Annotated in this window: 8 protein-coding genes and 1 pseudogene; 1 reads left to right on the plus strand and 8 read right to left on the minus strand. The window is 73.8% G+C overall.

What is annotated here, in order from left to right:
* Window positions 1-261: 261 nt before the first annotated feature.
* Window positions 262-627 (plus strand): annotated as a pseudogene (locus tag ABZX40_RS25530) (M23 family metallopeptidase); the annotation flags it as partial.
* 246 nt (window positions 628-873) lie between these two features.
* On the opposite strand, the gene ABZX40_RS25535 reads toward ABZX40_RS25530, so the two are convergent.
* From ABZX40_RS25535 to ABZX40_RS25570, 8 genes are all read right to left on the minus strand, one after another.
* Window positions 874-3,591 carry an alpha-mannosidase gene (locus ABZX40_RS25535; protein ID WP_355742494.1) on the minus strand — a complete coding sequence of 906 codons (2,718 nt, stop codon included), beginning with the start codon at window positions 3,589-3,591 and terminating at the stop codon, window positions 874-876.
* Complete coding sequence (locus ABZX40_RS25540; RefSeq protein WP_355742701.1) at window positions 3,588-6,464, minus strand: glycoside hydrolase family 2 TIM barrel-domain containing protein; 2,877 nt, start codon at window positions 6,462-6,464, stop codon at window positions 3,588-3,590. Before ABZX40_RS25540 ends, ABZX40_RS25535 begins: the two co-directional genes overlap by 4 nt.
* Before the next feature lie 118 nt (window positions 6,465-6,582).
* Window positions 6,583-6,948, minus strand: coding sequence for a carbohydrate ABC transporter permease (locus tag ABZX40_RS25545; protein ID WP_355742491.1), 366 nt, complete (start codon window positions 6,946-6,948; stop codon window positions 6,583-6,585).
* Window positions 6,949-7,404: a hypothetical protein gene (locus tag ABZX40_RS25550; RefSeq protein WP_355742488.1), complete on the minus strand. Its 456-nt coding sequence runs from the start codon at window positions 7,402-7,404 to the stop codon at window positions 6,949-6,951.
* Entirely contained in the window at window positions 7,401-8,648 is a 1,248-nt protein-coding gene (locus ABZX40_RS25555) for an ABC transporter permease subunit (RefSeq protein WP_355742485.1), read from the minus strand. Before ABZX40_RS25555 ends, ABZX40_RS25550 begins: the two co-directional genes overlap by 4 nt.
* Window positions 8,645-9,934: an extracellular solute-binding protein gene (locus ABZX40_RS25560; protein ID WP_355742482.1), complete on the minus strand. Its 1,290-nt coding sequence runs from the start codon at window positions 9,932-9,934 to the stop codon at window positions 8,645-8,647. The genes ABZX40_RS25555 and ABZX40_RS25560 overlap by 4 nt, the downstream gene beginning before the upstream one ends.
* Before the next feature lie 199 nt (window positions 9,935-10,133).
* Window positions 10,134-11,135 carry a LacI family DNA-binding transcriptional regulator gene (locus tag ABZX40_RS25565; RefSeq protein ID WP_355742479.1) on the minus strand — a complete coding sequence of 334 codons (1,002 nt, stop codon included), beginning with the start codon at window positions 11,133-11,135 and terminating at the stop codon, window positions 10,134-10,136.
* A 1,275-nt stretch (window positions 11,136-12,410) separates the two neighbouring features.
* Window positions 12,411-12,971: a helix-turn-helix domain-containing protein gene (locus tag ABZX40_RS25570; protein ID WP_355742698.1), complete on the minus strand. Its 561-nt coding sequence runs from the start codon at window positions 12,969-12,971 to the stop codon at window positions 12,411-12,413.
* Window positions 12,972-12,992 lie beyond the last annotated feature (21 nt).

Raw genomic sequence — 12,992 nt, forward strand, 5'->3', positions numbered from 1 at the left:
GCGTGCGAAGTCGACCCGGTGGCCCGGGTCGCCACCAGAAGTGTACGGGACCCGCGAGGCACCGGGTGACGCCGTTGTCCACAACCCCGGAGTTGTGCACAGGTCCCGGCCGGGATCCCGGGGATCGGCGAGCGTGGAGCCATGACCGCCTCCCGGCGCCCGACCGGCGCCCCACCGCCGGCGCTGCCGCTACCGCTGATGTTGCCGCCCCTGATCCTGAAGGTGCCGGCCCTGATCCTGGCGGTGCTGGCCCTGACTCTGATGGTGCTGCCCGGCACGGCCGGGGCGAGCCCGCCGCCGCCGGTTCCGGCGCGCGCGGCCGACTGGCCGGTGGGCGACCCGCCCCGGGTCCTGCGTGGCTGGGATCCCCCCTTGACGCGGTACGGCGGCGGCCACCGCGGGGTCGATCTGGGGGCACCCGCCGGTACTCCGGTGCGCTCCCCGGTCCCGGGCCGGGTCGCCTTCGCCGGGCGGGTCGGCGGCAAGGGCGTGATCACGGTGGAACTCCCGGACACGGGCACCCCACCCCTACGGACGACGTTCGAACCGGTCCGGGCGACGCTCCGCGCGGGCGACACGGTGACCGTCGGTACCCTCCTGGGCACGCTGGAGGCCACCGGCCCCTCCCACTGCGCGGCCCGCTGTCTGCACTGGGGCCTGCGCCGCGCGGACAGCTATCTGAACCCCCTGTCGCTGTTGCCGGCCGGTCTCACGGGCGGAATCCGGCCACGGCTGCTGCCGGTGCACGGGGTGCCGGTGCCCTCGGCGCCGGGGGCGGTCGTGGGCCGGGGGCGACGGGGGCGCCGCCGAGCGGCGGACGGGGCCGGGGTCCCCAGCGGCCCCCCGTCAGGGGCGAGCCCCCGCGCAGGACGCTCACACCCGGACCGTGGTCACCCCCGTCAACCGGACCGTCGCGATCTCCCACGGCCGCAGCTCCAGCTCCGCCGACCCCGCCCGCGTGCCCGGGACCGGGCCGGTGTCGCGGCCCAGGAGGTCGACCCGGTGTGCGCCGGTGAAGGGGCCCCGCAGCAGCGCGCGCCCCGGCTCCGGGTCCAGGGCGACGAACCGGGCCTCGATGTCGTCGCCCCGGCGGCGCAGGGCGGTGAGGGTGGCGCCCTCGACGGTGAGGCCCTCCGCGCGGGCGGGCGGCGCGGAGGGGTCACCGGTGCCCGGGGTGGCGTGCAGCGGGTGGCGGAAGCGCTCCGCGGCGCCGGGCAGACCGGCCGACCGCCAGTCGCCCGCGTGCGGGAGGACGGCGAGGGAGACGGTGGTGACGCCGGGCAGCTGGGCGGCCGGGGTGGCGATCTGCGGGCCCGCGGGCTCCTCGCGGTAGGGGTGGACGTTCCGGCTGAGCCAGCCGGTGGCGCGGAGCACGGTGAGGGCGAGTTCCCGGTCGAGCAGTTCGTACTCGGAAGGCTGGGTGAGCAGCAGGCCCGCACCGCCCGCGGCGACGAAGCCGTGCGCCGGGAAGGTCGGCAGCGGGCGTTCGCTGAAGCCGCCCTCGGCGGTCCGCCCGCGTTCCACGACCGCGAACTGCCCCTCCGCGCTGGACGTGGCGGCGGGGCGGGCCAGCGGGACGTGGAGCCGGACCCGGTGGTCGAGGGAGGCGTTGTCGAGGGTGAGGCCGAGCCGGACGAAGGGCTCACCGGCCCGGAGTTCGACGTCCATGCGGACGGTGCCGGGGCGGGTGTCGGCGGTGCGCCGGTCGGCGTCGCGGTCGACGGCGGCGGGCCAGTCGTAGCGGCGTTCGACGGTGAGCGCGGTGCGCAGCGGGCCCTCGGCGGTGGGCGGGGTGACGCGGACCGAGCGGGGGGTGTCGATCAGGGTGTCGGTGGCGGGCGGGGCGTAGTTGTAGGTGTCGCCGCGGTCGCCGCCGTCGGTGATGCGGCCGACGCCGTCCAGGACGGTGCCGTCGCGGGAGACCACCCGCAGGGTGCCGTCGTCGCGGACGGTGACGGTGACCAGGCCGTTGCTGAGGGTGCGGCCGTCGCGGTGGACGGGGGCGGGGACCGGGACCTCTCCCGGGACCACCCGCAGGGAGGTCCAGCCGAGCGCGGGGACGCGGGCGGCGCAGGTCAGGGTGCGGTGGGCGGCGCGCAGGATGCGGACGGTCCACTCGCCGTCGGCGCCGGTGACGGCGGCGCGGACGGCGGCCACGTCGAAGGGGGTGTCGCCGCTGTGCCGGGCGACGGTGAATTCGAGGACGCGGCGGTCGGGGTCGCAGGTCCAGTGGGTGATCTCGGCGCCGAAGAGTTCCCGGCCGTGGATGCGCGGGAGGAAGGCGCGGAGGTCGGCGCCCGCGCGGCGCTCGGTCAGCAGGACGAGCGGGGGGCGGCGCTCGGTCTGGGCGGGCAGCCGGGTGCCGTCGGCGAGTTCGACACCGATCCGGTCCCAGTCGTCGGGGACCTCGACATCGACGGTGATCAGGTCCTCGCGGGCGGCCGGGGTGGGGTTGAGGACGAGGACGGCCTCGCGGGAGACCCGGCGGGCCAGGCCCGCGGCGACCCGGTCGCGGACGGCCTGTCCGAGGTGCTCGGCCTCGCTGATCCGGGCGTGGACCTGGACGGCGGTCTCGTCGACGCCGCAGCCGGTGACGGAGTCGTGCCCCGAGGCGTCGATCAGCCGCCACCAGGCGAGGTCGAGGAAGCGCTCGGGCCACTCGTGCGAGAAGAGCGCGGCGAACGGCTCGGCGTACCGCTCGACCAGCCGTTCGGCGCGGCCCATGGCCTGCTTGAGGTGGGGGCGCACGGAGAGGACACCGGGGAGGATGTTGGCGCGGGCGTGGCTGCGCAGCTCGCCCTCGATGACCGGGAGCGTCCGGTCGTGCGGGTCGCGGCCCCGGAGGTAGTCGTCCAGGGTGACGATCCGTACGTCGGCCTCGGCGGGGTCGAGTCCGGCGACCAGGTCGACCAGGGAGCCGACCGGCGCGGAGTGGTCGGTGCCGTACAGGGCGAGCACGGGGTCGGTGCCGAAGGACGGCTTGAGGCGGCGGCCGAGGGCGGCCATGCGCGCGGCGAAGTGCCCGGGGTCGGAGAAGACATAGGCGGCGTTGCCGTAGCCCCCGGCGAGGTACTCGGTGCGGACCGAGCTGCCGTCGGGGGCCTGCCAGCGGAAGGCGTGGCCGGGCACCCCGTCGGGCACCCCACGCCAGAGGCAGGCGTGGTCGAATCCGGCGGCGGCGAGGATCTGCGGCATCTGGGCGCAGTGCCCGAACATGTCGGGGAGGTAGCCGACGGCCATGGCGCCGCCGAGGGCGTCGGCGCGGCTGAGGCCCAGTTCCAGGTTGCGGACGATGTTCTCGCCGGAGCAGAGGAACTCGTCCAGCAGGATCTGCCAGGGGCCGACGGCGAGGCGGCCCGCGCGGACCAGTGCGGCGATCCGGTCGCGGTGTTCGCCGCGGACCTCCAGATAGTCGTCGACGGCGGCCATCTGGCCGTCGAGGGTGAAGCGGAAGCGGTCGTCGGCCTCGGCGCGGTCGAGGACCTCGTCCAGGAGGTCGACCAGGCGCAGCCGGAACCGCTGGAAGGGCTCGTACCACTCGCGGTCCCAGTGGGTTTGGGGGACGAGGCGGATGTCGGGGGTGTCGGTCATCGCGCGGGGGCCTCGCTGTCGTGGTCCGTGGGGTGGGGCTGGTCGAGCGGGGTGAGGCGCTGGTCGGGGGGCTCGTGGAGGGGGGTGAAGGTGAGGACGAGGCTCGCCCGGTGCGGGTGGAGGCGGTGGTGGGGCAGGACGCCGGGGCCGCAGGCGGCGGTGCCGAGGCCGTGCTGGGCGAGGTCGAGGTTGAGGTGGAGGCGGTCGGAGGGGACCAGGTCGGTGGTGTGGCGGGCGGCGTCGAGGTCTTCGGAGGTCCAGCGGCGGGCGGTGAAGGCGAAGTGGGGTTCGCCGTCGATCCGCAGCCCGGTGCCGTCGGCGCCGGTGAGGAGCAGCCGGCGGACGTTGAGCCGGTTGCCGTTCTCCTGGGGGAAGACATTGGGTGTCTGGAGGGCGTCGACGGTGGCGGTGAAGCGGCCGACGCGGGCGGCCTGCCGGAAGTCGGCGTACGCCTCGCCGGGGCCGCGGCCGAACCATTCGGCGGTGCCGAGGGCGCCGGGCAGCGCCATTCTGAGGCCCAGCCGGGGCAGGGTGCAGGGCCAGTCGCCCTCGGGTTCGACGTCGAGGCGCAGCCGGAGCCGGTGGGCGTCGGCGCTCCAGTGGTAGTCGGCGCGCATCCCGAAGGCGAGTCCGGCGGGGGCGACGCGGGTGCGGACGACGAGGGTGGCGCCGTCGGTGTCGAGGTCGAGGAGGCGGTGCTGGAGCCGGTGGAGTCCGGCGGCCCGCCAGCTCTGCTCCTCGGGGGCGTCGGCGGCCCGGTCGTTGTCGATGGGGGCCCGCCACAGATCGAGGCGGGGCCCGTCGGCGGTGAGGTGGGCGAGGGCGGTGAGGTGGCCGGTGCGGGCGTCGAAGCGGCCGGGGCCGAGGCGCAGGGCGGGGCCGTCGGTGCGGACGGGGGTGCCGGAGGCGGGTGGGGGCGGGGGCGGGGCGGGGGTGATGGGGAGCTGGCCCCAGGCGACGACATGTCCGGCCGCCGCCCAGGGGGTGTCGTCGGTGAGCCGGGCGCGGACGGTGAGCCAGCTCTCGGCGGTGGTGGCCGGGAGCGGGGGCAGGGGCAGGTCGGCGCTGCCGCCGGGGGCGAGCGCGGGGACGTCGAGGGTGCCTTCGGCGATCGCGGTGCCCTCCTCCTCCAGGGTCCAGCCGAAGGTGAGGTGGTCCAGGGGGACGCAGTCGTGGAGGTTGGTGATGCGCAGTCCGCCGCGGGTGCCGGTGATGCGGACCGGTTCGAAGACCTTGGCGAACTCGATGAGCGCGGGTGAGGGGGTGCGGTCGGGGTGGAGCATGCCGTCGATGACGAAGTTGCCGTCGTGCAGCGGTTCGCCGAAGTCGCCGCCGTAGGCGAAGTAGGGGCGGCCCCGGTCGTCGTGGCGGGTGATGCCGTGGTCGAGCCACTCCCAGACGAACCCGCCCTGGCAGCGCTCGTGCCGTTCGAAGAGTTCGCGGTACTCGACCAGGCCGCCGGGCCCGGTCCCCATGGCGTGGGCGAACTCGCAGAGGATGAAGGGGAGCCGACGGCTGCGCGGGGAGCCCAGCTCGCCGCGTCCGATCCGGTCGACGTCCTCGTGCGGGGCGTACATCCGGCTGTGCACATCGACGTACGCGCACTCCGCGTCGCCCTCGTAGTGCAGGGGGCGGCCGGGGTCGCGGCGGCGGGTCCAGGCGGCGGTGGCGGCGAGATTGCGGCCGGTGTGGGCCTCGTTGCCGAGCGACCACATGATGACCGAGGGGTGGTTCTTGTCGCGTTCGACGGTTCGGGCCATGCGGTCGAGGTAGGCGGCGGCCCAGCGCGGGTCGTCGCTGGGGTTGTCGCGCCAGCCGAGTTCGGAGAAGCCGTGGGTCTCCAGATCGCATTCGTCGATCACCCACAGCCCGTACCGGTCGCACAGGCCGAGGAACCCGGGGTCGGGCGGGTAGTGGCTGGTGCGGACGGCGTTGACGTTGTGCCGTTTCATCAGCTCGATGTCGGCGACTGCCCATGCCTGGGGCAGCGCCCGGCCGAGGTCGGGGTGGAACTCGTGCCGGTTGACGCCCCGGAAGACGATCCGCCGTCCGTTGACCCTGAGCACTCCGTCCTCGATGGCGACGGTACGGAAGCCGACGCGCACCGGGACGCGTTCGGCGGCGGTGTGGACCTCGCCGTCGTAGAGCCGGGGGCTCTCCGCGCTCCAGGGCTGTACGGGCACCTCGGCAGGCTGCCCGGCGGGCAGGGCGTCGATGCCGAGTGCGGGGACGCTGATCCGGACGCCGGGGTCGGCGTCGAGGCGGAGGGTGCCCCGGCCGGTGGTGTGGTCGTAGCCGGCGTGCAGGGTGTAGTCGCGGACGCCGCCCTCGGGGCGGGCCAGCAGGGTGACGTCCCGGAAGATCCCGGACAGCCACCACATGTCCTGGTCCTCCAGATAGCTTCCGGCGGACCACTGGTGGACGCGGACGGCGAGCACATTGCCGCGTGGGCGCAGCAGCGGGCCGACGGCGAACTCGGAGGGCAGGCGGCTGCCCGTGGTGATGCCGAGTTCGGTGCCGTTGAGCCAGATCCGGCCGCAGGAGTCGATGCCGTCGAAGCGCAGTACGGCGGGGCCGGTGGGCCAGTCGTCCGGGAGGTCGAAGGTGAGGCGGTGGTCGCCGGTGGGGTTGTCGGAGGGCGGGGCGGGCGGGGTGACGGGGAAGGGGTAGCGGATGTTGGTGTAGGCGGGGCGGCCGTGGCCGTTGAGCTGCCAGTGGCCGGGGACCGGCATGGGGTGCCAGCCGGAGTCGTCGTAGGAGTCGTGCTCGATGCCGTCGGGTGCCGCAGCGGCGGACGGGGAGAGCCGGAAGCGCCAGGGGCCGTTGAGGCTGAGCGCGGCGGCGTCGGAGCGGAAGGCGGCGCGTGGCGGCAGCGCACCCCGTCCGGGCGCGGGGTCGTGGAGGTACGAGGGCTCGGCGCCGACAGGTGTCCCACCGGGGGCGGGAGAGGAACCGGACGGGGAGAACAGGGGCGGCGGCACAGGATTCCCTTCAGCCCTTCAGGGCGCCCGCGGCGATGTTCCGGACGAAGTGCCGGGCGCCGAAGAGGAAGACGATCAGCAGCGGCACGACGGCCACGAGGGTGCCTGCCATGACGACGCTGTAGTCGGTCACGTACAGGCCGTTGAGCTGCGCCAGCGCGAGCTGGAGCGTGATGTGCTGCGAGTCGATCAGGACGACCAGCGGCCACAGGAAGTCGTTCCAGGCGTTCACGAAGGTGAAGATGCCGAGGAAGGCGAGGGCGGGGCGGAGCATCGGCAGGGCGACGGACCAGTAGGTGCGGAAGAAGCCGCAGCCGTCGATCCGGGCGGCCTCCAGGATCTCGTCGGGCAGGGCGGCGCTGATGTACTGGCGCATTCAGAAGATGCCGAAGGCGTTGGCCGCGGCGGGCACGATGAGCGCCTTGAGGCTGCCGACCCAGCCCAGTTCGGCCATCAGCGAGAACTGCGGGATGGCGGCGAGCTGGGTCGGCACCACGAAGGTGGCCAGCAGCAGCCCGAAGAGCACCTTGCTGCCGGGGAAGGTGTACTTGGCGAAGGTGAACGCGGCGAGCGAGTCGAAGAACAGCACGGCGAGGGTGGTCGCGATCGCCACGATCAGGGTGTTCAGCAGCGAGCCGAAGAAGTCGATCCGCGAGAACACCTCGCCCACGTTGTGGAAGAGCCGGTCACCGGGGATCAGCCGGGGCGGTGCGGAGTAGATGTCCCCGGTGGTGTTGGAGGCCATGACGGCCATCCAGTAGTAGGGGAAGAGGGTGATCAGCGCGCCGGTCAGCAGGGCGGCGTACGTCAGGATCCGTCCGCGGGTGGTCATCGGCCGCCCTCCTCGAGGGTGACCTGCCCGCGCTCGGTCCGGCCCACCAGGCGCCAGTTGAGGATCGAGAAGAGGACGACGACCACGAAGATGCCCCAGGCGATGGCGGCGCCGTAGCCGAAGTCGCTGTCGGCGAAGGCGGTGCCGTAGAAGTAGAGGACCATGGTCAGCCCGGCGGAGCCGGGGCCGCCGCGGTCGCCGAGCAGCACCTGTGCCTCGGCGAAGGTCTGCATCCCGCCGATCGCCGACATGACCAGCGAGAACAGCAGTACGGGCCGGAGCAGCGGCAGCGTGATGGCGAAGAACGTCCGGACCGGCCCGGCCCCGTCGATCTTCGCCGCCTCGTACACCTCACCGGGCAGGGACTGGAGTCCGGCGAGGAAGATGATCGCGTTGTAGCCGGTCCAGCGCCAGACGATCATCAGCGCGACGGCGCAGCGGATCGCCCAGGGGTCGGTCAGCCAGGGCACCCCGTCGATGCCGAACAGCCCGAGGAACCAGTTCAGCACGCCGAACTGCCCGCTGAAGACCGACCCGAACACCAGGGACATCGCCACGATCGAGGTGACATTGGGCATGAAGTACGCGATGCGCAGGGCGCCCTTGAAGCGGACGGAGGAGTTCAGCCCGAGCGCGATCAGCAGGGCGAGGACGGTCATCGGGACCGTCGACATCACCCAGATGATCAAGGTGTTGCCGATCGACGTCCAGAACAGGTCGTCGGTGAGCAGAAACCGGAAGTTCTCCACCCCCACGTACTCCATCGGCCCGACCCCGTCCCACCGCTGGAAGGCGAGGAAGAGCGAGTAGAGCACCGGGTAGAGCCCGAAGGCGGCGAAGAGCAGGAAGAACGGGGAGACGGCGAGGTACTGCGGTAGATAGCGGCGGCGGCGTTGGCGGGCGGCGGCGGTGGTGGTGTTTGGGGCGTTCGGGGTGGCCGTGGCGCTCGGGGCGTTCTTGGCGGGGGCGCCCCGGCCGGCGATGGTCGGGTCTGGTTCGGAGAGGGGCGTGTCCGGCTCGGGGACGGCCGGGTCCGGCTCGGGGACGGCCGGGTCCGGCTCGGGGACGGCCGGGTCCGGCTCGGGGACGGCCGGGTCCGGCTCGGAGACGGCCGGGTCCGGCTCGGAGACGGCCGGGTCCGGCTCGGAGACGGCCGGGTCCGGCTCGGGGACGGCCGGGTCCGGCTCGGGGACGGTCGGGTCCGGCTCGGGGACGGTCGGGTCCGGCTTGGACAACGCTGTCATGACAGCACCCCCTGCCGCCTGAGCAGCCGTTCGATCCGGGTCCGGGCGTCGTTCCAGCCCTGCTCCGGGTCCTTGCCGCCCAGCTCCACATTGGTCAGCTCATCGGTGTAGGTGTCGCTGAGGGTGATGTCCCAGGGGCTGAAGTACGCGTACCGCACCTGGTCGGCGATACCGGCGAACACCTGGACCGCGGACTGCCCGCCGAAGAACGGGTCGCCGGAGGTGATCCTCGGGTCCTCGATCGCCTCGGGGCTGGACGGGAACAGCCCGATGTCGAGGTAGTTGGTGGTCTGGTTGGCCGGGTTCTGGAGCCAGCTCAGGATGGCGAAGGCGGCCCCCGGATCGGGACAGGCGCTGGTGATCGCGAGGAACGAACCGCCCTGGTTGCCGGGTCCGCCCGGCGGTGCGCACACCCGCCAGTTCCCGGCGGTGTCCGGCGCGGACTGCTTCAGCTCCCCGGTGATCCAGGAGGCGTTGACGAAACCGGCCTCCTGACCGCCGACCCAGGCCGCGTGCCGGTCCACGGACTGCCCGTTGACACTCTGCGACCCGGCGAACCCGGCGGTCAGCCGCCGCCGGTACGCCTCCACCGACCGGTCCCACGCCTGTCGGACATGCGACTGGTCGTCGAGGTAGTGGTTCTCGGGGTCGAAGTACTTCCGCGCCTGCTGCGCCATCCAGTACGTGAACACCATCTTGGTGTCGGTGATGACATACCGCCCGGGAAGCCGCCGCTTCAGCTCGTCGGCGAGGGTGAAGTACGCCTCCCAGGTGGACGCCGCCGCGGCCACCTCCTCCGGACTGCTCGGCAGCCCGGCCTGGGCGAAGACATCCTCGCGGTAGTAGAGCGCGGCGGGCCCGATGTCGATGGGGAAACCGAGCTGGAAGCCGTCCGGGGTGGCTCCGGCCTGCCATTTCCAGGGCAGATAGCGGTCGGCGAGGTCCCGCGCGCCGAGCCCGTTGAGATCGACGAAGCGGTCGCTGTCGGCGAAGTAGCGGGAGATGTTGTCGCCGATCATGGTGATGTCGGGCACGTAGGCGTTGCCGGCCAGCGCGGCCAGCAGCCGCTGGGTGAGGTCGCCGCTCACCTGCGAGAGGGTGAACCGGTCGGCGGCGAAGCGCTCCGTGGCGGTGGTGAGCACCTGGTCGGACAGGCCGTTGTAGGTGTACCAGAGCGTGATGTGCCCCGGCTTGGCCGTGGCCGGGCTTACGCAGCCACTGGCCCCGAACGCGGTGGCGCCCAGGGCGCCCGCGCCGGCCAGCAGCCTTCGTCGAGTCAGCGTCATCGGGACCCTTCCGAAAGTCGTGAGCGCTCCCGTGAGCGCTCACGAATTGCGTTGGAGTCTGTTTCCGGCCATGGCGGTGTGTCAAGGGTGGGGGGTTGGATTCATAGGTGGGGGGTGGGGGTCCAGCACGGGAGGTGGGGGGTGGGGTTGGGGATGGGAGGTGGGGGGTGGTGTCAGTGCAAAGGGCCTCGCCCAACCCCTACGCCGAGTCCCGCACGCACAGTTCCGCCCGGACGATCTCCGACTCCGGGTCGAGCGGGCCGGTCGCGGTGAGCAGCCGGGCCGCCTGTTCGACGGCGAGCGTGCCGAGGCGGTGGGCGTCAAGGGCGACGCTGGTGAGCGCGGGTTCGACCAGGGCGCCAAGTTGGAGCCCGTCGAAGCCGATCACCGCGAGGTCCTGCGGGATTCGCAGCCCGAGTCGCCGCCCGGCCCTGAGCGCGCCGATGGCGATGATGTCGTTGAAGGTGAACACGGCGGTGACGTCCGGATGCCCGGCGAGCAGTTCCTCCAGCGCCTGCTCCCCGCCCGCCACGCTCTGCGCGGCCCGCCGTACCGGCCCCGGTTCCAGGCCGTGCGCGGCGAGCGCGGCCTCGTACCAGGTGTGCCGGATGCTCGGCTCGGCCCGCCCGGCGTGGTCGAGCATGCCGATCCGGCGGTGCCCGGCGCGCACCAGATGGCCCACGGCCCGTTCGACGCCCGCGCTGCCGTCCACGACGATCGAACTGAACCGCGCGGCGGGCGCCTCCCGCCCGATCAGCACCACCGGCACCCCTCGCACCAGCCGGTCGATGTCGTCCTCGGGCCGGCTGAAGTACCCGACGACCGCGTCGACCTGCGACCCGATCACCTCCAGCGTCCCGCGCTCCTCGTCGGGGCTGTCGGCGGTGTCGTAGACGACGACATGCCAGCCACGGGTGCGGGCCGCTTCCAGCGCGGCGGCGGCGACCTCGGTGAAGAACGGGTTGCGCAGATCCGGGATGACCAGTCCGATGCTGGTGGTGTCCTGCCGCACCAGGCCGCGTGCGAAGCGGCTGGGCCGGTAGCCCAGTTCCTGAGCCGAGTCCAGCACGCGCTGCTTGGTCGCGTGCCCGATCTCGCCCTTGTCGTTCAGCGCGCGGGAGACCGTCTGCCGGGACACTCCCGCGTGCCGGGCGACATCGTCGATCGTCACCCTGCGGGCCTGCGCCCCCGACTGTGTCATCACGTACCTCCGGACCATGCCGACGCCGGTGCGCCCGCCGGGGATCGAGTATGCCTGTGCCAGGAGGCGATCCAGCGCCGGGCGCCTGCGGCGGGGCTTGGGAGGGGGGCGGGCGCTTGCGGCGGGGGCTGGAGGGGGAGAGGGCTGGGGGAGGGGGCTGGGCGCCTGCGGCGCGGACTGGGAGGGGGTGATGCGGGGCGGGTGCGTACCGGGGGATGCGTACCGGGGGGTGCCGGGGGGCGGGTGCGTACCGAGGGCAGGTGCGTATCGGGGGCGGGTGATGCGGGGCGGGCTCGGCCCGGGAGGGTGTGTGCGGGGCGGACGTGGCCCGGGAGCGGGTGATGTGGGGTTGGGGGCGGGATGGGTGGCGCGGTCGGGGTGGCGCGCGGGTTCTTGGCGGCGCCGCGCGGGCTGGCTCCGCCGGACACGGCGTCGCGGGGTTGTTCGAGGCCGGTGATGGATCGGATCGGAGGCGGGGGGAGGCGGATCGAGGGGTGGGAGCGGGGGGGGCTGCGGTGCCTCGGGGGCTGCGGCTCAGGGCTCAGGGCCCGGTGCTTGGATCGGAGCCAAAGGCTCGGAGGCCAGAGCCGGGACCTGGGGTCTGGAGCCCGGGACTTGAGGCTTGGAGGCTGGAGCTTCAAGCCCGGGGCTCAGGGCTCGCGGCTCGCGGCCCAAGGCTTGGGACCCAAGGCCGGACCTCGGAGCCGGGGGCCAGGGGCCGGAGCCAGCGGCCCGGGGCCTGGAACCCCGCAGCTTCGACCCCGGCACTTGGGGCCTGGAGCGCGGGGCCGAAGGCACCGAGGGGGCCCGGGGCTTGAGATCCAGAGCTCGGAGCAGGGACCCCAGCACCCTGGGGCTCGGGGCCGGGCGCCCGGGTCCCGGTACTTGGGGCCTGGAACCCGGAGCTTCAAGCCCGGGACTTGTGGCCCGGAGCGCGGGGCCGAGGGCCGGGGCCCAGAAGGGGCCCGGGGCTTGGGACCCAGAGCTCAAGGCAGGGGGCCTGGGCCCCGGCGCCCTCGGGTCAAGGCAGGCGCCCCAGGGCTCGGGCCAGGCACCCGGAACCTGAGGCTCGGGCGCCTCGGCCCCCGGCACCCGGGGACCAGCACGACCCGGCCGGGGGGGCAGGCGCCCCAGGGCTCGGGCCAGCCGCCCGGAACCTGGGGCTCGGGGCCTCGGCCCCCGCACCCGGCATACCGGCACCCGGCACCGCACGACCCAGCCAACATCACCCCACCCCACCCCACCCCAGACCGGACCAGACCGGACCAGACCAAATCAGCCCCCCACCACCCCCCGCAACACCATCCCCACCGCCGCCTCCGTGATCACGTCCGGTTCCTCCGCCGCGCCCAGTTCGATCCGGCGGACCGCCGCGTCGACCACGCCCTGGAGCAGCATCGCGGCGAGGCGGGGCTCGGTGTGGCCCAGGGTGGCCAGGGCCTCGACGATCATCGCGATCAGGCCGCCGTGGGCCGCGCGGATCTTCTCCCGGGCCCCCGCGTCCAGCTCGCTCGCCGAGATGGCGACCACGGCGCGGTGCCGCCGGTCCCCCACCAGTTCCAGCTGCTTGCGGACATACGCCTCGACCTTCGCCCCGGCCCCGTCCGCCTCCGCCATCGCGGCCTCGACCTCCGCCGCCCAGACGGGGAAGTCGACCGCGCACAGTTCCTCGACCACCGCCGCCCGCGACCGGAAGTACTCGTACACGGACGACCGCGCCAGCCCCGTCCGCTCGGCGAGGGCCGGGAAGGTCAGCGCCTCCGTACCGCCCTCGGACAGCAGGGAGCGGGCCGCGTCCAGCAGGGCGGCTCGTTGCATCGACCGGTGCTCGGCCACGGAGGCCGCTCGAATCCTTGG

Source organism: Streptomyces sp. NPDC004610 (genome assembly GCF_040609715.1).
GTDB lineage: Bacteria > Actinomycetota > Actinomycetes > Streptomycetales > Streptomycetaceae > Streptomyces.